A 20,056-nucleotide genomic window follows, 5' to 3' on the forward strand; every position below is an offset into this window, starting at 1 on the left:
CAGGGATTGCTATGGCCGCCGTCGACGGCCTGACCGGAATGTATACCGTGGAGTATGGTGGCGGAAAGACAGGGCGTTCAGTTTGAGGAAGGACAACGGGATGCTGATGCCGTCTGCTCCGCCATGAGGCGCGTTCGCCCGTGCTGGTTGACGATGCGAGAAATTTCCACCTCACATTCCGGCCCACGCGACAGAATGGTCGCCACATAGTCCTGACCCGTTTCCGGGACAAAGCTGCGACTCACGGTGCATAGCGGCGTGTTCAACACGCAGCGGTTGTCCGTGCAGCCCCCTGCCGACAGCGACAGGGTGATCGGTTCGCCTGACCTGACATGTGTTTCAGTGACGTATCGTCCTCCGCTGACGGCAACGGGGGGAATGCCGATTTTTTGCCCCGCGCCCGTGCCGAACGGACCTGGCCGCGAGCTTGGTGCAATGCCGGCATCCCGGCTCGTTCCGCCGACGCAGGTGCGGTTTGGATAAAGCATGGGTGCGGGTCGCTCGGTGACCAGGCGAATACGTGCACGCAGCCCATCGCTTGGCTCATCGAACGTCGACAAGGAAAGCGCTGCGCTGCGTGTTGCCCCACAGCCGGCCAGGAGCACCATCATTGCTGCCAAAAGGACACGTTCAGTTCTCATGGCACTCTCCTGACATCGGAACAAATTCCAGATCCGCCGGGGCAGCGCCGGTCTTCGCATCGGTGACGATCAGCCGACAGCGGTCGTTCTCGTAGAGTTGGCTGGCGATGTAGTGCTCCCCAGTCATCGGCGTGAATGACACAAGATTGGTACAGTTGTTGGTGGTCAGGCTTCGACGGCGTGAGTCGAGCGTTTGCACCATTCGTGCGCGCAAAAAGAGCTGCTTGTCGGGGACAACCGAATACTCCTCCCGAGGCTGATTGTTACTCAATTTGCCAAGGACGCCCTTGACCGGAGCAGTCAGCGTGCCTAGAAATCCGCCACGTCCGCCCTTTGCACAACTGGCATCTTCGAAGACATCGAAGTACTGGACTGGCTCGATAGGGATCGGGCTGGGCTTGGTGGGCTTGGCAAGCGTCAAGGTGGCGAGGGGCTCACCAGGTTTCGGCGCGACATACCGCTTTGGGAAAAGAAAGCCGCAGCCGGCAAGAATGATCGCTACAGCGACAACGATGCGCAGGATGAAGTGATACATGCGTGCAATTCCGACATGGCGTTTGTTGGCCCGTGCCGCATCCATGCCTGCGACGACGCTGCGGCGACATGACGCCGCTCTGTCGATAGCGGCTGGGCTACTTTGCGCTTGAGTCGCACGATCGACACCGCGCGAGGCGAAGGTTTGCCCTCTCTTGACGGGCAAGACTCTCTACCGCAGCGGCGGTGACAGCCAGGCATACGCGCTAGGCAATCTCGTACAACTCCAGCGGCAGGTCATCCGGGTCGGCGAAGAAGGTGAAGCGGCGGCCGGTGTACTCGTCGATGCGGATGTCTTCGGTGACCACGCCATGCGCAGTGAGATGCGCCACGGCCGCGTCCAGATCCTCGACGCGGAAGGCAAGATGGCGCAGGCCGCGTGCTTCCGGGCGGCTGGGGCGCAGCGGTGCGGCGGGAAACGAGAACAGCTCGATCTGGCCGCCATCGGGCAGTGCCAGGTCCAGCTTCCAGGAATCGCGCGCCTGCCGGTAATGCTCATCGAGCACCCGCAGGCCCAGGATGTCGCAGTAGAACCGTTTGGACACCGCGTAGTCGCCAGCGATGATCGCCACATGGTGGATGCCGGCGAGCTTCATGCCGCGCTCCAACGCATTGACGTCGACCAGCCGGGCATTACCGGCACGCTCGGCGGCGCCTCGCATGCAGATGGCGGGCGCGTGCCCGCGATGCATGACGCAGCAACGTCATCGCATGCAAGGTGCTGCGGCATTGGCAGATTTGTGGGCAAGCCCCGAGCAAGCAGGCAGTGCGCGGATGTTTGCGCAGATGAAAGGTAATGGTGCGGCATGTCAGAGGACCAGCAGAAACCAATCGGCAGCATAACCGCCCGATAGTTAGCCGCGGGCCCTGGCATACGGCTGTGCTCGTCTGCGCACGTGTTGCAGGATGGCTGATCGACATCGTGCGGCAGCGATGTAATGCGCGTGACGCAGCGCTCCGCGCGTGCACATCGAGGACCACAGCACGGCTGATCCGCCAACGCCCCTGCACGGACATGTAGCGCCGCATGCGCGATTCCTGGCCGGGAATGCGGAAGCGCATCGTGGTGCTCTCCGCCGACATCCTCCGCGTGGCAGGCCGATCTCAGGGGTTTGCCGATGGGCTGCACTGTCGACGCAACCGATGCTGGACACCGATGTCGTACCGGTGCGCATTTGCATGACGCCGCCGGGGCATCGTCCTTCCATGCCAACCGAGTCTGCCCATGTCCATTCTTGCGTTCCAGCCGCAGCATCTCAAATCCATCCCCCAGGGCGTGCATGTGATCCGGCACACGGCCGGCACGCTGCCTGATCGCGACGCGATCGTCGCAGCTTTGCCGCGCACCGAGCAGGGCACGCCGCAGTTGCATTACGACACGCTGTGGATCGGCGGCGGCCACGGCGATGTCGACAACCAAGGCGCACCGATCCAGTTAAACGACTGCAAAGGTGTCGAAGAGGTCACGAGTTTCATCGAGGATCTGGTCACCATCGGCATCCGCACGCCGGCGCTGATCGTCGATAGCTGCTTTTCGCTGGCTTGGCTGCCGCAATTTGCTCCCCTGCTCACCGAGGACGGCATGTTTGCCGGCTGGTCGTGCATCTGCGGCGTCAATCGCCTCGAACTGCTGACATCGCACCGGTTGCCGGCGCTGGTGGAGCAGATCGAGATCAATATGCACACGGCAACGTCCAGCCAGGTGGTCTACATCGCACGTGACCGGTTGCTGATCCGCTATGCGCAGTTGACCGAGAGCGTGGGGGTTAAGGCCGGCGATCTCACCGATGCCCAGGCAACCCTCGTCCGCGTCGGCAAGGCGACCTGGCAGGACAGGCCGCTGATCGCCACCGACCAGCGCATCGAGGACCGCGCCGGGTTCATCGAACGCCTGCACCAGCTCTGACCGGCCCGGCGCCGTCGTCCATCCGCGCATCCACCCAACAAAAGAGGACTGTCTCCATGACCACCTATACCAACAACGGCACCGGCACGTTCAGCAGTGCCACCACCAAGATCCGCAAGCATGTGCTCGACGACTACCTGGCGGCGAAGATCGCCAACCATGTCGGCATCCGCCGCAGCGAGGTCAACGACGCTACCGTGATCCAAGTCCCCGCCAACTACGCCAACAGCGAAGGCGTGATTGCGGACATGGAAGAGGTCAAAGGCCTGCGTGTGGACCTGCAGCGCGCCCAGACCCACGACGGTAACACCTACGCGACCTGGCAGGTGCAGTGGGGCACCGGCAGCGGCGGCAGAACCGGCGGTGCCTATGCCGGCGTATTGATGCGGGTGGCGACCGACTTCACGTTCGCCGAGTTTCGCAACGCGATGAGCGAGAGCTTCGGCTATACACCGGGCGCCTATTGCCGGCTCGATCCCTGACTGGCACGGCGAACGTCCTGCCCTCGCGCTTCCTGCGCGAGATCTCGCGCGAACTGCTGCACGACGTGCGGCCGAAGGTGCAGGTCTCGCGCAGCGCTTCGCCGGGCGCGCCGCGCAGCCTGCGGCACGGCATGATCGAGGCGCCGGCGATCACGCTCGGCGCCAACGTGCAGCATCCCAAGGTCGGCGGCGTGGTCATCGACGACGAAGACAGCGGCGCGCATGCCCGCGTGCAGGTGCGGCTCGACCCGGCACGTCAGGGCGCGTCGCACATAGAGGGCAGGCGTGTGCCCGCGATGCAGAGCGCAGCAAGGTCATCGCATGCACCGTGCTGTGGCATTGGCAGGTTTGTGGGCAGACCGGCCGCGCGCAGATGTTTGCGCAGCTGGATGGCGATGATGCGGCATGCCGAGGGCCTGCGGAAACCAATCGGCAGCATCGCCGCCCGTCAGCCAGCGAAAGCTCATGGCTCACGGCTCGCCCGCACACGGCTGTGCCCGTCTGCCTGCGCGTGGCAGGATGCAGCTTCCCCCCGATCAGTTGCACCCATGCCCGAATCGTCGCCGACCGCCATACCGCAATTCCAGCGCAGCATGCAGGTGCGCCACCTGGTGATGCTGTCGCTGGGGGGCGTGATCGGCACCGGCCTGTTCTTCAATACTGGCTACATCATCGCCAGCACCGGCGCGCTTGGCACGGTGATCGCCTATCTGATCGGCGCGCTGGTGATGTATCTGGTGATGCAGTGCCTGGGCGAGCTGGCGGTGGCGATGCCGCAGACCGGCGCCTTTCATGTGTATGCCGCGCGTTATCTCGGCCCGGCCACCGGGTACGTGGTGGCATGGTTGTACTGGCTCACCTGGACAGTGGCGCTGGGCTCGAGCCTGACTGCGGCGGCGTTCTGCATGCAGTACTGGTTCCCGCACACGCCGGCATGGCCGTGGTGCCTGCTGTTCTGCGCGCTGATCTTCGGCCTGAACACGGTGTCGGCGCGCTGGTTTGCCGAAGGCGAATTCTGGTTCTCGCTGATCAAGGTGATCACGATCGTGCTGTTCATCGTGCTTGGCGGCGCGGCGGTGATCGGCGTGCTGCCGTTGGCCGATGGGTCGCCAGCACCCGGATTGCGCCACCTGCGCGCCGACGGCTGGTTTGCGCAAGGCACGCTGCCGATCCTGATGACGATGGTGGCAGTGAACTTCGCTTTTTCCGGCACCGAGTTGATCGGCGTGGCCGCTGGCGAAACCGCGCAGCCGGCGCGTGCGATTCCGCTGGCAATCCGTACCACGCTGGTGCGGCTGGTGTTGTTGTTCGTCGGTACCGTGCTGGTGCTGGCCGCGTTGCTGCCGGCCGAGCAGGCGGCGGTGGACACCAGCCCGTTCGTGCGCGCGTTCGAGTTGCTGGGCATCCCGTATGCGGCCGATCTGTTGAATGCGGTGATCCTGACGGCGATCCTGTCGGCGGCCAATTCCGGCCTGTATGCGGCCGCGCGCATGCTGTGGTCGCTGGCCAACGAAGGCACGCTGCCGGCGCGGCTCGCAGGCCTGACCCGGCGCGGCATCCCGTTGCCGGCCTTGATACTGAGCATGCTGGGCGGTCTGCTGGCGCTGCTCACCGGCGTCTATGCGGCCGATACCGTGTTCGTGGCGATTTCGGCGGTGTCCGGCTTTGCGGTGGTGGTGGTGTGGCTGAGCATCTGTGCTTCGCACTATCGTTTCCGTCGCCAGTTGCTGCGCGATGGCATCGCGCCAGAGAGCCTGGCCTATCGCGCACCGTGGTATCCGTGGACGCCGCTGCTGGGCTTTGCACTCTGTCTGCTGGCCTGCATCGGCCTGGCATTCGATCCGCAGCAGCGCATTGCGCTGTGGTGCGGCATTCCGTTTGTGGCGCTGTGCTACGGCGCCTACGCACTCACCCAATGGCTTACGAGCAGGAGGCAACCCGCATGACGATTCTTCCGCGCCAGCCGCGCGCTGGTGCGCCTTTCAGCCAGGCGCTGCAGCAGGGCGGCTACGTGCTGCTCGATGGCGCGCTCGCCACCGAACTGGAGCAGCGCGGCTGCGATCTCAACGATGCGCTGTGGTCGGCGCGCGTGCTGATGGAGCAGCCGGAGCTGATCTACCAAGTGCATCGCGACTATTTCGCTGCCGGCGCGCAGTGCGCCATCACTGCCAGCTACCAGGCCACGCCGCTGGGCTTTGCCGCGCGCGGGCTAGACCTGGCGCAATCGCAGGCGTTGATCGCACGCAGCGTGGCCCTGGCCGCACAGGCGCGTGCCGATCATCTGCAGGCGCAACCGCAGCACGCGCCGTTATGGGTGGCCGGGTCGGTCGGGCCGTACGGCGCCTACCTGGCCGATGGCTCGGAGTACCGCGGCGACTACGCCCTGCCGCTGGCGCAACTGATGGACTTCCATCGCCCGCGCATCGCCGCGTTGGCCGAGGCGGGGGTGGATGTGCTGGCTTGCGAGACGCTGCCGTCGGCCAACGAGATCGTCGCGCTGCGCCTGCTGCTGGAGGAGTTCCCGCAGCTGCATGCGTGGTTCTCGTTCACCCTGCGCGATGCGGCACATTTGAGCGATGGCACCGCGCTGGCGCAGGTCATCCCCGCGCTGGATGCGTGCGCGCAGGTGATCGCGGTGGGCATCAACTGCATTGCGCTGGACCAGGTCACCGTCGCGTTGCAGACATTGTCCGCGCTGACGGCGCTGCCGCTGGTGGTGTACCCCAATTCCGGCGAGCACTACGATGCCGGCGCAAAACAGTGGCATGCCGGCAGCACGACCGCATGCACCCTGGCCGACCAGCATGCGCAGTGGCTGGCGGCCGGTGCGCGGCTGATCGGCGGTTGCTGCCGCACCACACCGCGCGACATCGCCGCGCTGGCGCGTGCGCGGGTGGCGGGCTGAGCTGCCTCAGCCCTTCTGCGTGGCGATCCAGCGCTGGATCTTGTCCTGCAAGATATCCAGCGGCACCGAGCCGTCCTTGAGCACTTCGGTGTGGAAGGCGCGCACATCGAAGCGCGGGCCCAGTTCGCGTTGCGCCTGCTCACGCAACTGCGCGATCTTCATCTCGCCGACCTTGTAGGCCAACGCCTGGCCGGGGATGGCCATGTAGCGGTCCACCTCGGCCTCGGCATCGGTCCGGGTCATGGCCGAGTTGTTGAGCATGTAGTCGATCGCCTGGGTACGGGTCCAGCCCTTGCTGTGCAGGCCGGTGTCGGTGACCAGGCGAATTGCGCGCCACAACGCATTCTGCAGATAGCCGTAGTAGTTGTACGGGTCCTGATACAGGCCCAGTTCGCGGCCCAGCGATTCGGCGTACAGCCCCCAGCCCTCGATATAGGCAGTCTCGCCGCCCAGGCGGCGGAACTTGGGCAGGTCGGTCAGCTGCTGCTGCAGCCCGAGCTGGAAATGGTGGCCGGGGATGGCCTCGTGCAGATACAGGCTCTCGGTCTCCCAGGTCCGGCGCGTGTCCAGGTCGGAGGTGTTGACGTAGAACACGCCCGGTGTGCTGCCGTCGCCGCTGGGGCGCATGTACGAGCCGCTGGCGGCCGACTGCGCACGCTGCGGTTCCACCACGCGCACTTCCAGCGCCGGCATGCCCTGCACATTGAACAGGCGCGGCACCGCAGCCTGCACGCGTCCCTGCAGGCCGCGGTAATAGCCCAGCAGTTCGGTCTCGCTGCGGAACGCAAAGCGCCTGTCGGTCTGCATGAACTTGTAGAACTTGGGCAGGTTGCCGCGGAACCTGACCTGCTTGGCCAGCGTGGCGATTTCTGCCTGCAGGCGCGCGACCTCGTCCAGCCCGACCTGATGGATCTGCTCCGGGGTCAGCTCGGAGGTGGTGCTCTGGCGCACGTCGTAGGCGTACCAGGCCGCGCCATTGGGCAGCGCGGTCAGGCCGTCGGTGTCGCGGCAGGCCGGCAGGTACTCGGTGGCGATGAAGCCGCGCAGCGCCCGGTACGCCGGCATGATCCGCACTTCGATCAGCCGCTTGTACTCGGCGGTGATGCGCTGCTTGTCGGCCTCGGGCATGTCTGCCGGCAGGTTGCGCACCGGACCCCAGAACAGGCTGTCTTCGGCATTGCGCGCGATGATCGCGTCCAGCTGCGGCAGCACCTTCTGCATCAATACCTTCGGCTGCACCACGCCGGCCTGCATGCCGGCGCGCATGTTGGTGATGGCTTGGTCGAACAGGTCAGGGATGCCCACCGCGCGCCGCGACCAGTTGTCGTAGTCCTTGACCGTCTTGAACGGCTGCGCGCCGGTGCCCGAGCCCAGCACCACCGCGATGCTGGCGATGTTGTAGAACTGGTTGATCGGCAGCATCCAGCTGGGGAACTGCTCGGCCGCCAGTGCGCTGCGCGCATCGCGCACGAAAATCTGGTAGCTCAGCAGGTCCTGCCCGCTCAGCCCGTCCGGCCCCAGCGCCTCGGCCTTGCCCAGCCACAGCACGGTGAAGTCGTGCGACTGCTGGCGGAACGCCGGCGACAGGAAGTTGGGCAACTGGTCGTTGTAGCGGGTCTCGCCCTGGAAGGTGGCCTGCAGCGGGTTGAGCTTGAGCGAGGCATCCCAGTACTGGTCGTAGAGCAAATTGAGCTGCTGCGCCTTGGTCAGCACCACCGGTGCGGCCACGGCACGCGGCCTGGGCTTGGCGGCTTTGCCACCCTTGGTGGCCTTGGTGGTCTTGGCCGCCGGCTTGGCGGTCTTCTTGCCCTTGCTCGCCTTGGCGCGGGTTTGCGTGGTCTGTGCCTTGCCGGTTTTCTTCTTGGCCGCATCGGCGGGCGCTGCCACTGACAGGCTCAGCACGGCGGCCAGGGCCAGGGACAGCAGGCGGGAAAAGCTGAGGGGCATTACCGGCTCCGGGAACAAGCGAGCGGGGAGCTTGCCCGATCCGCACCGTTCCGGCCACCCATGCGGCACACGGGGCGCGCCTGGAATTCATGAAGCCCGCTGCGCACGCCTGCAGCACGCAGGCATGTTGCAGTGCGATAGGCTTGCGCATATGCCAAGGGATGAATCGACATGCGGGACGCAGCTGCCCGTACAGGGTGGGCAGGGCTTCTGGCGCGATCCGGCGTTGCCCTTCGTCGAACTGCGCCAGGTGATCAACAGCCGCAGCCTGTGTTACGCCGCGCATACGCATGAGCAATGGTCGGTGGGCGCGATCGATCGCGGGCTGGCGCGCTATCGCAATGGACGCATGCAAGCGCAGGTTGGCGCGCGGTCGCTGACCCTGATCAACCCTGGCGATGTGCATGCCTGCAATCCGGATCAGCAGCAGGACTGGTCGTTCCGCATGCTGTATCTGGACGTGGCATGGCTGCGCGAACAACAACGCGCACTCGGCCTGGCCGCCAATGCGGATGTGCACATGCTGGCAGCGCCGCTGTGCCAGACCCCGGCTGCCTATGCCGCCTTCGAGCGCATGCATGCCGTGTTGACCGATGGCAACGCCGATGCGCTGGCACGCGAGAGTGCGTTGATCGCGTTCGTGGCGCGGCTGCATCTGCATGTGGAGCCGATCAGTCGTGCGCTCGCGGTCGATACCGGGCCGATGCAGCGGGTGGCCGAGTATCTGCAGACCCATCATGCGCGTGCGGTCTCGCTGCGCGAGCTGTGTACGCTGGCCGGGATGCCGGCACCGCGCTTGATTCGCGGCTTCCGTCAGGCGCACGGGCTGACCCCGCATGCGTATCTGCTGGATTGCCGTTTCCAGCGTGCGCGCGAGGCCTTGCGGCACGGCGGTGACATTGCCGAGGTCGCCTACGCGCATGGCTACGCCGACCAGGCGCATCTGCAGCGCAGCTTCAAACGTGCCTGGGCGGTGACGCCAGGGCGTTACCGCAATGCCGTGCCCCATTCCAGCAACAGATAGACCGCGCTCAGCACCAGCAGCGCCGCCAGCACCCGGTTCAACCGTCGCAGCTGCCTTGGTACCTGCACGTGCCGCCGCAGCACGGCGCCGGCTAGCAACCAGCACCCCAGCGAGGGATAGCAGATCAGCGCATACAACGCCGCAAAACCCGCCAGCTGCGTGGTGCCTGCCGTCGCATACAGGGCAACGCCGGAGGTCGCCGCCAACCAGGCCTTGGGGTTGAGCCATTGCATCGCCGCACCGGTCCAGAACGAGGCCGCCGGGCGCGCCCCGGCGGTCTGGATGACGCCATCGTCGCGCAGCAGGCGCCAGGCCATGTAGAGCAGAAACGCCACCCCGGCCAGATGCAATGCACGGCCGAGCAGCGGCCAGCGCAGCAGCACCTGCTGCAGTCCCATGCCCACCAGCAACAGCAGCGCGACGAAGCCGACGGTGGCGCCGATCACATGGCCGTGCCCGGCACGCGCGCCGGCGCTGGCGCCGGTGCTCAGCGCGACCAGGTTGACCGGCCCGGGCGAAATCGAGCACACCAGCGCGAAGCTGGCCATTGCGACAAGATGGTCCATGGCGCGGAATCCGTAGCGGGGCGCAACAGCATGGCCAGCGAGCGCGGCGACGGATTGAACAAAATTTCGATGGGCGGTCGCTGCGGGCGTTACATGATCGGCAAACGCAGCGAGCGGTCGTCAGGCAGGCGGCACGCATGACCGATGAGGCCGAGTGCGAGCCAACGCCACGGGCGCCGGCCGTCGCCTGGCAGCGCTGCGGCCGGCAGGTTTTCGCGTTGTCAGCCGGCGGCGGCTTCTTCGCGCAGTTGCTCGGCGCGCTCGGCGCCCAGGTATGCGCCGATGGCGCGGCGCGCCAGATACAGCAGCGGGATCAGTGCGATCGCAAAGCCCATCTTGTAGACGTAGTTGAGCGTGCTCACCGCCAGGAACTGGTCGATGGACCAATGCTGCGGGCCGAGCACGAAGGCGATGTAGATCACCACGAAGCTGTCCACCAACTGCGACACCGCCGTGGAGCCGGTGGCGCGCAGCCACACGTGCTTTTCGCCGGTGGCGCGGCGGATGCGATGGAACACCGACACATCGATCAACTGGCCGAACAGGAAGGCCACCAGCGACCCGCCGATCGTCCACAGCCCCTGGCCGAACACCGCTGCAAAGGCGGCCTGGTAGTCGGGCACGCCCTGGCTCTGCGCCGCCGTGACCCACCAACCCGCCGGCGCCAGTGCGATGGCGGCGAACGCGAACACGAAGCCGTAGCCGATCAGCGCCACCGCCACCCACGAGATGAAACGCACCCCGCGGCTGCCGAAGAACTCGTTGATGGTGTCGGTCATGATGAACACCACCGGCCACAGCAAGGTGCCGGCGGTGAAGCTGAGCGAGCCGGTCTGGCCGAACAGGTTCCAGTTCAACGGCGCGATGCCGAGGGTGTCTTCCAGCGCGAAGATCTTGACCCCGATGAACTCGGCCAATGCCGCGTTGACGCAGAAGAACGCGGCCAGCGCAATGAACAGGCGAACCGCACGATCGTCGAGGGTGCGCACCTGTGTCATGGCTTTAGCGATCCGCGGTACGGGTAAAGGGAACCGATTCGGGCGCCACTGCGCCGCCGGAGATGATGAAGCTCATCGCCTGGTCCACGCTCCAGTCGGTGGGCGTGAGCAGCTCCACCGGCACGATCTCCAGATAGCCGGAGGTCGGGTTGGGCGTGGTCGGCACGTACACCGCCGCCAGCTCGCGGCCGGTGCCCTGTTCCTTGATCACCCGCGTGACCAGACCGACCGACTTCATGTCCCGGTGCGGGAAGTCGATCAGCACCACGCGCTGGGTGCTGCCGGGCTGGGTCTGCAGGATGTCGAGCAACTTGCGCGCGCTGTCGTACACCACGCTGGCCAGCGGGATGCGCCGCATGATCGCCTCGAACCAGCGCAGCAGGCGCTGGCCGATCACGCGCCGGCTCAGGATGCCGACAAACAGGATCGCGCCCACGGTGGCGATCAGCGCGATGGTGTTCTGCACCCACAGTGCCTTGATCCAGCCCAGATAGTCGGGGAACGAGGCGGCGATGCGTTCGGACAACGGCACCACCCACGGGCTGCTGATGCCCGACAACAGCGAGAACACGAACTTCACCACCACCCAGGTCAACCAGACCGGCAGCAGGGTGAGCAAACCGGTCAGAAAGACGCGTTGCAGGGAAGGGCGGGTGGGCGGAGTGGGGGATTCGGACATACGCGCATTGTAGGCATTCGGCCGCGTCCGGTGCAGGCGCGCGGCGCGCCTTGTTCGCCGGGGAGACGGCAAGTGCGCATTGGCGCCATGCCACTCGCGGCTCTGTCCGGGCCGCTCTAAGATGGCGCAGCTCATCCACGGACGGTGCCCGCGCATGCTCGCCAAATTCCTCAAGTCGGCCCTGCTGGGGCTATGCATCCTGATCGCCCTGCTGGTGGCCCTGTACGCGATCTCCGCGCGCTGGCCGATTCCTGACGCGCAGCGCCAGGCGTTGGCGCAGATCGATCAACCACCAGCCGCACCGCCGGCAGGCTCGAATCTATTTGCTGCACTCTGGTTGCTGCCGTATGTCGTCCCGGCTACCGAACAGGACGTCGTGATGGAACGCGATCTGCAGCAGTTTGCGAACGCCAGGACTGCGGCCGGTTTTGTCAGCGACGCAGCGCGCTATCCGCGCACGCCGCCGTGGCCAGCCGCTGCACCGCCCAAGTGCAACTGGTCCACCCCAGACTGCCTGGACAAGGTGCGCGCTCAGCCCCAAGCCTATGCCGAGGCGCTGATGTCCCAGGCACCGCTGCTGCAGCGCGCCGCCACACTGTCATCGCGTGACTACTACCGCAATCTGTTTCCGACCCGTGCCGACACACCGCTGCCGGAGTTGCAGGGGTTGAGTGTGCCGATGACCCAGCACGCGCTGGACTTCGTCCAGGGCCACCAGCAGGCTGCGTTGTCTGGTGTGTGTGCGGACGCACAGGTGGCGCGCGTGCTGTTGCGCGGTCAGGACACACTGATCGCGACGATGATCGGGGCAGCCATGTTGCGCGGTAACGCCGAGCTGTTCACCGGCATGCTGAGCGAACTGCCGTCCACCCAGCCATTACCTGCGCATTGCCAAGCGGCATTTGCGCCGTTGACGATGGATGAGACCAGCCTGTGTGGGGGGCTACGTGGCGAAGCACGCTTGGTCAGCGCCAATTACCGCGCGGTCGTCGAAGCCGGCGGCGAGCAGCGGCGCTGGTACGACAGGTTGGTGCCGCCGCTGCTGGACGTTGAACGAACCCGTGCACTGACCGCGCCGTATTACACCTGGGCCTGCCACACCGACGTGCGCACGCAGCTGGAGCAGGACCGCAAGGTGCCGACCAGTGCCATGCCTGCCGCGCCAACAGTGACCTTCGCCTGTATCGCTAACGCAATCGGCTGCCTGTTCGCCGACGTGGAGCATATGGATAGCGCGCAGTATCAATGGCAGTTGCAGGATCTGGCCGCGACAACGCGGCTGACCTCGGCAGTGCTGTGGCTACGTGCGCATCCTGCCGAGCAACAGACGCTGGCGCAGCGCCTGGATCAACTGCCCGCCACGCTGATCCGACCAGGGCGCGACATCAACGCAGGCGAAGATGGAAAGACGCTAGAACTGACGCGTTACGCGCGCAGCGATCACGCCAACCTGCAGATGCCATTGGCGGCAAGCAAGGTGGCACAGGCAGCAGCGATGCAGGGCAAGCCGTGACACTTGCGGCTGCAGAAGGCGACACCAGTGCAGGCAAGCACGCATCGCTGATTGCATAACGGACAACGCCACCCAGGAACGGATCCCGGACGGCGTTGTCAGTCGCTACATCAGTGTGATGCCCCTGCTTAGAACCGGAAATTCAACCAGCCCATCACGAAGGTCGAATCGCCGTAACCGGCCTTTTCGAGCGCAGGCCCGGCCATCAGGTGTTCGGCGCGGAAGGTCACCGACCAGTTCGGGTCGATGTTCCAGGTGGCGTTGATGCGCGGCATGGTGCCGATACGGCGCTCGCCGGTGCTCTGCGTGCGGGCGTAGGCGCGTGCCTGGTTGTTGTAGATCGCATCGCTGGTGGTCTGCCGCCACAGCGTTTCCCATTCCAGGTTCACGGTGATCTTGGAGGTGGGCGAGAAGGTGAACGTGGGCGCAGCGGTGACCAGGTTGACCGGGCCGAAGAACGTGGCCCAGCTGAAGTAGATCGTATTGCCATAGAGGAAGTTGTTGTTGCGCAGCGTGCCGGTGCCGGAGGTGCCACCGCCGCCGGAAGCGATTTCGCTATGGAAGCCCAGCCGCGGTTTCCAGCCCGATTCGCTCAGCGTCCAGGCATTGGAGGTGCTGGCCATGTAGGCACGCAGATCGCGCCCGCCGTAGCTGCCGCGCTGCACGGTCACGAACGAGTCGGTGCGCAGCTTGCCCACATTGCCCCACAGGCGCAGGCCGTAATAATTGCGGTTTTCTTCGGCGGTCTGCCGGCCCCAGACCTGATTGTCGTTGCGGAACTGGTAGAAGAACGGCTCCAGGTACATCGGCTTGGCGGTCGGCATGCGATAGCCGCCGACCACGCCGCGGAAATGCCGCGAGCGGTCGATGCGATCGTCGCCCAGGCCCTCGGTGCCATCGAGGTTGAAGTTGAAATCGAACAGGTCCACACGGGTCTTTTCGCCGATCGCCCAGGCGCGCACACCGTTGAAGGTCACGAAGATATCGGTGTTGTCGCGCAATGCCATCAGCGTGGTGGGACCATCGACAAACACCTGACGACCGACTCGCAGGCCGAGGTCGGCATCTTTGACGCGTCCTTTCACATCGAAGAACACCTGCTGCAGGATCGCGTTGTTTTCCTGCGTGCCGGTCTTGGTACCTTCGTTGCGTCCATCCAGGCTGCCGTGCGCCAGTTCCGTATACAGACGGAAATGCTCGCCGACATGGAAGTCGGCGCCGAAGAACGCGCGGAACAGATACTGCTGCTGCGAATGGCTGCCGGGAATCAGACCGGGATTGGTGATGGTGTTGCTGCGCACACGTAATTCATTGCTGAGCGAGACATACACATCGCCCGATTCATTGAACGGGATGTACTTGAGCGGATCGAACGGACTCTTGCGCTTGGACGGATCCTTCAGATACGACCAGTCTTCGGCCCAACGCACCTGCCACATGTTGCCGCCCTGCTTGGCGCCCCAACCCTGCGCTTCCAGCGGATAACCCTTCGCGGTAGCGGGCGCTGCCGGAGCGGCGGGTGCAGCCTTCACCGGTTCCGGTTGGGTCTGCTCGGCATTGACCGGCGCGGTCTGCGCCTGCGCAAACCCCAATCCCGGCAGTGACAACCCGATCGCCAGGCACAGGCGCCGGGTGGCACCAAAGGAAGTTTCAGCCATGGCCGGCTGTGCCAAGCGTGCTAGTCGCATCGTGTCGCCCTATCGAAAAAAGTGGGTCGTCTGAGCGAGTGGTATCGGCCCAGTGGGCAATGACTGTAGTGGAGCGCTGCCGCAAAGGGAGTAACCCAATGGTTCTAAGCACATGAGCGGGGATTGGGGAGTCGGGATTGGGGATTTGCAAAAACAGGCGTGCAAGTGACGCTCCAGTTCTTCTTCAGTCCGCTTGAGTGAACGCAAGGAAATTCTCAGCCGGAATGCTCTGCGAATCCCCAATCCCCAATCCCCAATCCCCGCCTCATGACTACCGGCACATCCACTATACCCAACTTCGCAATAGCATTGCCTTCGACCTAGCGGAGATGGCCGATGAGCGAACCCGATGCCTACCTGCGGAAATTTCAGAAAGAGCTGAGTGCCGGCACGGTGTCGCTGGCCTTGCTGGCGGTGCTGGCGCAGGCCGAGGAGCCGTTGTACGGCTACCTGATCGCCAAACGCATGGAGCGGCTGGACGGCGTGCTGAGCGGCAAGCAGAGCGCGCTGTATCCGGTGCTGCGCAATCTGGAGGGGGCAGGGTTGCTGCAAAGCCATGTCGAGCCGTCCGCGTCCGGTCCGCCGCGGCGCTATTACCGCATCACCCAAACCGGGCGTGATTGCCTGCGCGACTGGACCGCCGCCTGGCGCGCCACCCGCGATTCCGTTGACTCAGTGCTGGAGGGGACCCACTCATGACGACCATTGCGCCGGCACGCCCGTTGCCGACCACCATTCCCGATTACCTGGCACAACTGCGCCAGGCCCTGGCCGGCGCGGACCCGGCGATGATCCAGGACGCGCTCTACGACGCCGAAGAGTATCTGCGCGCCGAACTAACCGAGCAGGCCGGCAAGAGCGAAGCGGAAGTAATCGCCGGCGTGGCAGGCAGCTACGGGGCGCCGGATGAAGTGGCCGAGATCTATCGCGAAACTGAAGTGACGGTGACACGTGCACTGCGTCCGCCGCTGCCGCGCAGACGCAGCACGTGGCTCGGCAGGTTTTTCGGCGTGGCTGCCGATCCACGCAGCTACGGCGCGCTGTTCTACATGCTGCTGTCGCTGGTCACCGGCGTGTTCTATTTCACCTGGGTGATCACCGGTGCGAGCCTGTCGGCCGGCTTGATGATCCTGATCATCGGCGTGCCGTTGCTGGTGCTGTTCTTCGGATCGGTGCGGGTGCTATCACTGGTGGAAGGCCGCGTGGTGGAGGCGCTGCTGGGCGTGCGCATGCCGCGTCGTCCTGCCCATCCGGGGCCGCAAGGTGGCTGGCTGCAACGCATCGGCGCAATGTTCACCGATGCGCGCACCTGGAGCACGATGCTGTACTTCCTGCTGATGCTGCCGCTGGGCATCGTCTACTTCAGCGTGTTCACCACCTTGTTGTCGTTGGCGCTGGGCCTGGCCGCTTCACCGCTGGTGCTGCTGTTCGACAACACGGCGGTGCTGACCTGGGATGGCGTGGATGTCACCAGTCCCTGGCTGACGCTGCCGTTGTTCGTCGTGGGCGTGCTGCTGCTGTTCGTCACGCTGCACCTGGCACGCGCCTTCGGCAAGCTGCACGGCATGTTCGCCAAGCGCTTGCTGGTCAAGAGCGGTGAAGGCTGAGTGCACCGTGTGGTTGCGGGTTGCGGGTTGTGCGGCACGCGACTGCGATCGTCTTGCTGCCGCGTGGTCTGCAGTGCAAGCCCTGACAGACGCGACGATATGAAGTCTGTTTGTCGTGTGGGTGATTGGGCAGCGCGGATGGAGCAGTTGCAGGGCGGCCGCTCTGTCGCTTGGCAGCAGGACCCTTGCCCGCCCACCGTCGCGGGACACGCCGCAAGTACGTCCCTGTAGGCTCTTACGCGGCATCCATGCCGCGTAAGGTCCCGCGACGGTGGACGGGCAAGGGCCATCGAAGATGGTCGGTGTGCGTGGTGGCAAGCACTTTCAATAAAGCGACCGGCAAGCTGTCTTGTGCGGGCGTCGCGCACGTTGCCACGCAGTGCGCTGTTTTTACTAGAACCAAAAATCTGCGCATAAAAAACGCCCCTTGATCGGTCTCGATCAAGGGGCGTTTTTGTCGGCCGATTTGTCGGCCAATCAGGCGCGTTTGCCGCGCTTGCGGATCGGGGTGACGGTGGCGGGGTCGCGGCTGCCGACCGGGTCGGCATCATAGCGAGCGATGAATTCGCGCACCTGCGGGTACACCACTTCGCGCCAGCGACGGCCGCTGAAGATGCCGTAGTGGCCGGCACCTTCCACTACCAGATGACGACGATGCGCCACGTCGATCCCGGTGCACAGATCGTGCACCGCTTCGGTCTGGCCAAGACCGGCGATATCGTCCAGTTCGCCTTCGATGCTGAGCAGCGCGGTGTTGCGGATCGCCGACGGCTTGACCAGCTGGCCATCCACTTTCCACTTGCCCTGCGGCAGCAGGAAGTCCTGGAATACCACGCGAATGGTGTCCAGGTAATACTCCGCCGGCATGTCGAGCACGGCGTTGTACTCGTCGTAGAACTGCCGGTGCGCCTGCGCGTCCTGCAGGTCGCCCTTGACCAGGTCGGTGTAGAAATCCCAATGCGACATCACGTGCCGGTTGGGGTTCATCGACAGGAAGCCGGCATGCTGCAGGAAGCCCGGATACACCTGCCGGCCGTGGCCCGGATACGGGAACGGCACGGTATGGATCAGGTTGTTCTGGAACCACTCGATGCCGTTTTCGGTGGCCAGGTTGTTGACCTGGGTCGGGCTGCGGCGCGCATCGATCGGCCCGCCCATCATCACCAGCGAGCGCGGCGTGGGCTCATCGTTGGTGGCCATCAACGACACCGCCGCAAGCACCGGCACGGTGGGCTGACACACGCTCACCACATGCAGGCGCTCGGCGCCGATGTGACGGATGAACTCCTGGATGTAGCTGATGTAGTCCTCGAGCCGGAAGGCGCCGGCTTCCAGCGGCACCATGCGCGCGTCGACCCAGTCGGTGACATAGACCTTGTGGTTGCGCAGCAGGGTGCGCACGGTGTCGCGCAGCAAGGTGGCGTGGTGGCCGGACAAGGGCGCCACCACCAGCACGGCCGGCTGCTGCTTCATCGTGCCGATCAGCTCGACATGGTCGCTGAAACGCTTGAAGCGCAGCAGACGGCAGAACGGCTTGCTCAGCACCTCGCGCTCGATGATCGGCAACGAATGGCCGTCGACCTCGACATCGTCGAGCGCCCAGGCCGGCTTTTCGTATTCCTTGCCCAGGCGATGGAACAGCTCGTTGCTGGCCGCCATGCGTTCGGCGCCCGGGAGCGAGGCCCACAGGCTGTCGGGGTCGGAGAACATCTTGGCGTTCGCCTGGGCCTGGTGCACCCAAGGGGCTAGCAGATTGCGGGTCAGCTCGTGCAGTTGATAAAGCATTCCACCCATCCGTGCGGCTCTTTGCTGCCGCGCAGCATACCCCCTTTGGCGCATTTGCACCTTAATGGGGCTGCGGACGGTAGAGGCTGTCATACGACTTATGGCAGGCGTCAGCGCGTTGATTGGCCGCGATTTTGTTTGCCGCGATTGGTGATTCTTTAGGTGGCTGCGCGAACCGAAAGCACGCGTTCGTCGCAGAACCCTACGGCTGCTGGACGAGTCCTCTCTCCTGCAGGAGAGGGATGGGTGAGGTGCAGGGCGAAGCGCAGTGCACTCAACCTTTATCAGCGTTCAATCTCCACCAGGCTTCGCACGCAAGCTCATCCGCCCCTGCGGGGCACCTTCTCCCGGTGGGAGAAGGGAGTGACGGTCCTCTGCCTGCGGGGAAATGAGTGGAGTAAAGCCCCTCTCCTGCGGGAGAGGGGCTGGGGTGAGGTACGCGGCGAAGCCACTCGCCATGCGTGCCTCAACCGGCCAGCGTTCTGCTCAGCCACGCTCCAGCGCAGCCGCCTCATCGGCCAACTGCGGCGATAACCAGCAGTGCGAGCCGAGTGCAGCAAATCCCACGCTGGCGAAGCGACGCCGATACCAGCGCGCCGGCCGCGCCTGAAAACCATCGTGGTCGCCTTCGAAGGCGTCCTCCTCGGCGAAGGTCTCCAGAAACGCCACGCCCGCGCACATCTCGGCCAACCCCGGCAGGCCCTGGTTGAACTCGCGCGTGGGTACGTAATGCAGCACGTCCGAGCAGATCAGCAGATCCACCGGCGCGCACGGGCGCAGCCAGGCGAAATCGCCGAAGCGGGCAGGGTGGATCTGCCGGCTGCGTCCGTAACGCTGCACCGCGTAGGCGCTGCTGTCGAAGCCCAGATAGCTCAGCTTGGGGCGTAACGCCAGCAATGGCGCGCGCCAGGCCGCCTCGCCGCAGCCGATATCCAGCACGCTGCGGATCGGGCGCTCCAGGTAGTACTCGGCCTGGCTCACCGCCAGTGCGACCTTGCGTCGCAGGCGCGCAGGGTCGGCCAGCCCGGCATCCCGGTACCAGCGGCGGAAATAGTGGGCGTCGTACTGCTTGTCGTCGGGTTCGGACATGGACGTCAGGTGCTTTCGCGTCAGCGGATAGGTGAAAATGCGGGCCATCCTACGCCAGCCAGCGAAGCCAGCACATGACCCTGTACCTGTGGATCAAGACCTTCCATCTGTTGTTCGTCACTGCGTGGATGGCGGCGGTGTTCTACCTGCCACGCATCCTGGTCAATATCGCCGAAGCCGGTGCCGAGCCTGCGGTACGTATGCGCCTGGTGCTGATGGGGCGCCGTCTCTACAAATTCGGCCACAGCATGCTGGGGCTGGCGCTGCTGCTGGGCGCGGTGCTGTGGCAGGGCTATCGGGTGATTTCGGATTTCCCAACGATGGTGGCCGGTGGGTGGCTGCACGCAAAACTGTTTGCGGTGGCCTTGATCCTGGCGCATTACATCGTGGCCGGGCGCTGGTTGAAGGGCGTGGATCAGGGCCGCAGCCTGCCCAGCGGCCGCGCATTGCGGCTATTCAATGAAGTGCCGGTGGTGTTGCTGGTCGGGGTGATCTGGCTGGTGCTGGCCAAGCCGTTCTGACACAACACCCGGGCAAGTGCATAGGCTTGCCGGATGCGCCGGTCGTCGCTGGCGTGTTCGCGCAGCACGGCGGTGATGTGGCGCGGATGGTCGAGGGATTCCGCCAAGGCGCCATTGCGAAACGGCTGCACCGACAATTGCAGCAGGTGATCGATCCGGGCCTTCAGGCTT

The 20,056-nt window shown here is 65.0% G+C and carries 19 protein-coding genes; 9 read left to right on the top strand and 10 right to left on the bottom strand.

Annotation, left to right across the window (positions count from 1 at the left end):
* Positions 1-77: 77 nt before the first annotated feature.
* The 3 genes from AC1PLA_RS07255 to gloA2 form a co-directional block, all read right to left on the bottom strand.
* Positions 78-641 carry a hypothetical protein gene (locus tag AC1PLA_RS07255; RefSeq protein WP_481105873.1) on the bottom strand — a complete coding sequence of 188 codons (564 nt, stop codon included), beginning with the start codon at positions 639-641 and terminating at the stop codon, positions 78-80.
* Positions 631-1,176: a hypothetical protein gene (locus tag AC1PLA_RS07260; protein WP_481105874.1), complete on the bottom strand. Its 546-nt coding sequence runs from the start codon at positions 1,174-1,176 to the stop codon at positions 631-633. The genes AC1PLA_RS07255 and AC1PLA_RS07260 overlap by 11 nt, the downstream gene beginning before the upstream one ends.
* A 205-nt stretch (positions 1,177-1,381) precedes the next feature.
* On the bottom strand, positions 1,382-1,771 hold the full coding sequence (gene gloA2, locus AC1PLA_RS07265) for an SMU1112c/YaeR family gloxylase I-like metalloprotein (protein WP_167707376.1): 390 nt from the start codon (positions 1,769-1,771) through the stop codon (positions 1,382-1,384).
* Between the two features lie 629 nt (positions 1,772-2,400).
* On the opposite strand from gloA2, the gene AC1PLA_RS07270 reads away from it, so the two are divergent.
* The 4 genes from AC1PLA_RS07270 to mmuM all read left to right on the top strand — a co-directional run bounded on the left by AC1PLA_RS07270 (position 2,401) and on the right by mmuM (position 6,468).
* Positions 2,401-3,081: a hypothetical protein gene (locus tag AC1PLA_RS07270; RefSeq protein WP_104561585.1), complete on the top strand. Its 681-nt coding sequence runs from the start codon at positions 2,401-2,403 to the stop codon at positions 3,079-3,081.
* Between the two features lie 56 nt (positions 3,082-3,137).
* Positions 3,138-3,563 (top strand): hypothetical protein, encoded by a 426-nt coding sequence (locus tag AC1PLA_RS07275; protein WP_039520257.1) that lies wholly within the window; start codon positions 3,138-3,140, stop codon positions 3,561-3,563.
* Positions 3,564-4,111: 548 nt separating this feature from the next.
* Positions 4,112-5,509 carry an S-methylmethionine permease gene (gene mmuP / locus AC1PLA_RS07280; RefSeq protein ID WP_481106173.1) on the top strand — a complete coding sequence of 466 codons (1,398 nt, stop codon included), beginning with the start codon at positions 4,112-4,114 and terminating at the stop codon, positions 5,507-5,509.
* Entirely contained in the window at positions 5,506-6,468 is a 963-nt protein-coding gene (gene mmuM, locus AC1PLA_RS07285) for a homocysteine S-methyltransferase (protein ID WP_481105875.1), read from the top strand. The genes mmuP and mmuM overlap by 4 nt, the downstream gene beginning before the upstream one ends.
* Positions 6,469-6,474: 6 nt before the next feature.
* On the opposite strand, the gene AC1PLA_RS07290 is transcribed toward mmuM, so the two are convergent.
* On the bottom strand, positions 6,475-8,415 hold the full coding sequence (locus AC1PLA_RS07290; RefSeq protein ID WP_102581034.1) for a DUF885 domain-containing protein: 1,941 nt from the start codon (positions 8,413-8,415) through the stop codon (positions 6,475-6,477).
* Positions 8,416-8,641: 226 nt separating this feature from the next.
* Here AC1PLA_RS07290 and AC1PLA_RS07295 point away from each other — a divergent pair, with 226 nt between their 5' ends.
* The gene (locus AC1PLA_RS07295) at positions 8,642-9,439 is read left to right on the top strand and encodes an AraC family transcriptional regulator (protein WP_052767944.1); all 798 of its coding nucleotides are present in this window, start codon (positions 8,642-8,644) and stop codon (positions 9,437-9,439) included.
* Here AC1PLA_RS07295 and AC1PLA_RS07300 read toward each other — a convergent pair.
* The 3 genes from AC1PLA_RS07300 to AC1PLA_RS07310 form a co-directional block, all read right to left on the bottom strand.
* Positions 9,403-10,005 carry a LysE family translocator gene (locus AC1PLA_RS07300; RefSeq protein WP_026064763.1) on the bottom strand — a complete coding sequence of 201 codons (603 nt, stop codon included), beginning with the start codon at positions 10,003-10,005 and terminating at the stop codon, positions 9,403-9,405. The two genes, AC1PLA_RS07295 and AC1PLA_RS07300, sit on opposite strands and share 37 nt — an antisense overlap.
* 221 nt (positions 10,006-10,226) lie before the next feature.
* Positions 10,227-11,003, bottom strand: a complete 777-nt coding sequence (locus AC1PLA_RS07305) for a queuosine precursor transporter (protein ID WP_047125687.1) — start codon at positions 11,001-11,003, stop codon at positions 10,227-10,229.
* Positions 11,004-11,007: 4 nt separating this feature from the next.
* Positions 11,008-11,682, bottom strand: a complete 675-nt coding sequence (locus tag AC1PLA_RS07310; RefSeq protein WP_024940643.1) for a DUF502 domain-containing protein — start codon at positions 11,680-11,682, stop codon at positions 11,008-11,010.
* A 154-nt stretch (positions 11,683-11,836) separates the two neighbouring features.
* Here AC1PLA_RS07310 and AC1PLA_RS07315 point away from each other — a divergent pair, with 154 nt between their 5' ends.
* Positions 11,837-13,195, top strand: coding sequence for a hypothetical protein (locus AC1PLA_RS07315; RefSeq protein WP_481105876.1), 1,359 nt, complete (start codon positions 11,837-11,839; stop codon positions 13,193-13,195).
* A gap of 128 nt (positions 13,196-13,323) precedes the next feature.
* Here AC1PLA_RS07315 and AC1PLA_RS07320 read toward each other — a convergent pair whose 3' ends face one another.
* Positions 13,324-14,883 carry an alginate export family protein gene (locus AC1PLA_RS07320; RefSeq protein WP_481105877.1) on the bottom strand — a complete coding sequence of 520 codons (1,560 nt, stop codon included), beginning with the start codon at positions 14,881-14,883 and terminating at the stop codon, positions 13,324-13,326.
* Positions 14,884-15,219: 336 nt separating this feature from the next.
* On the opposite strand from AC1PLA_RS07320, the gene AC1PLA_RS07325 reads away from it, so the two are divergent.
* Both AC1PLA_RS07325 and AC1PLA_RS07330 read left to right on the top strand, forming a co-directional pair.
* Positions 15,220-15,582 (top strand): PadR family transcriptional regulator, encoded by a 363-nt coding sequence (locus tag AC1PLA_RS07325; protein ID WP_016904272.1) that lies wholly within the window; start codon positions 15,220-15,222, stop codon positions 15,580-15,582.
* The gene (locus tag AC1PLA_RS07330; RefSeq protein ID WP_481105878.1) at positions 15,579-16,490 is read left to right on the top strand and encodes a sensor domain-containing protein; all 912 of its coding nucleotides are present in this window, start codon (positions 15,579-15,581) and stop codon (positions 16,488-16,490) included. The genes AC1PLA_RS07325 and AC1PLA_RS07330 overlap by 4 nt, the downstream gene beginning before the upstream one ends.
* A 477-nt stretch (positions 16,491-16,967) precedes the next feature.
* On the opposite strand, the gene AC1PLA_RS07335 is transcribed toward AC1PLA_RS07330, so the two are convergent.
* Both AC1PLA_RS07335 and AC1PLA_RS07340 read right to left on the bottom strand, forming a co-directional pair.
* Complete coding sequence (locus tag AC1PLA_RS07335; RefSeq protein ID WP_481105879.1) at positions 16,968-18,275, bottom strand: polyhydroxyalkanoate depolymerase; 1,308 nt, start codon at positions 18,273-18,275, stop codon at positions 16,968-16,970.
* Positions 18,276-18,761: 486 nt separating this feature from the next.
* Positions 18,762-19,364 carry a methyltransferase gene (locus AC1PLA_RS07340; RefSeq protein WP_167704363.1) on the bottom strand — a complete coding sequence of 201 codons (603 nt, stop codon included), beginning with the start codon at positions 19,362-19,364 and terminating at the stop codon, positions 18,762-18,764.
* A 74-nt stretch (positions 19,365-19,438) separates the two neighbouring features.
* On the opposite strand from AC1PLA_RS07340, the gene AC1PLA_RS07345 reads away from it, so the two are divergent.
* Positions 19,439-19,885 carry a CopD family protein gene (locus AC1PLA_RS07345; protein WP_481105880.1) on the top strand — a complete coding sequence of 149 codons (447 nt, stop codon included), beginning with the start codon at positions 19,439-19,441 and terminating at the stop codon, positions 19,883-19,885.
* Positions 19,886-20,056 lie beyond the last annotated feature (171 nt).

The organism is Xanthomonas sp. NCPPB 1826, assembly GCF_056725285.1.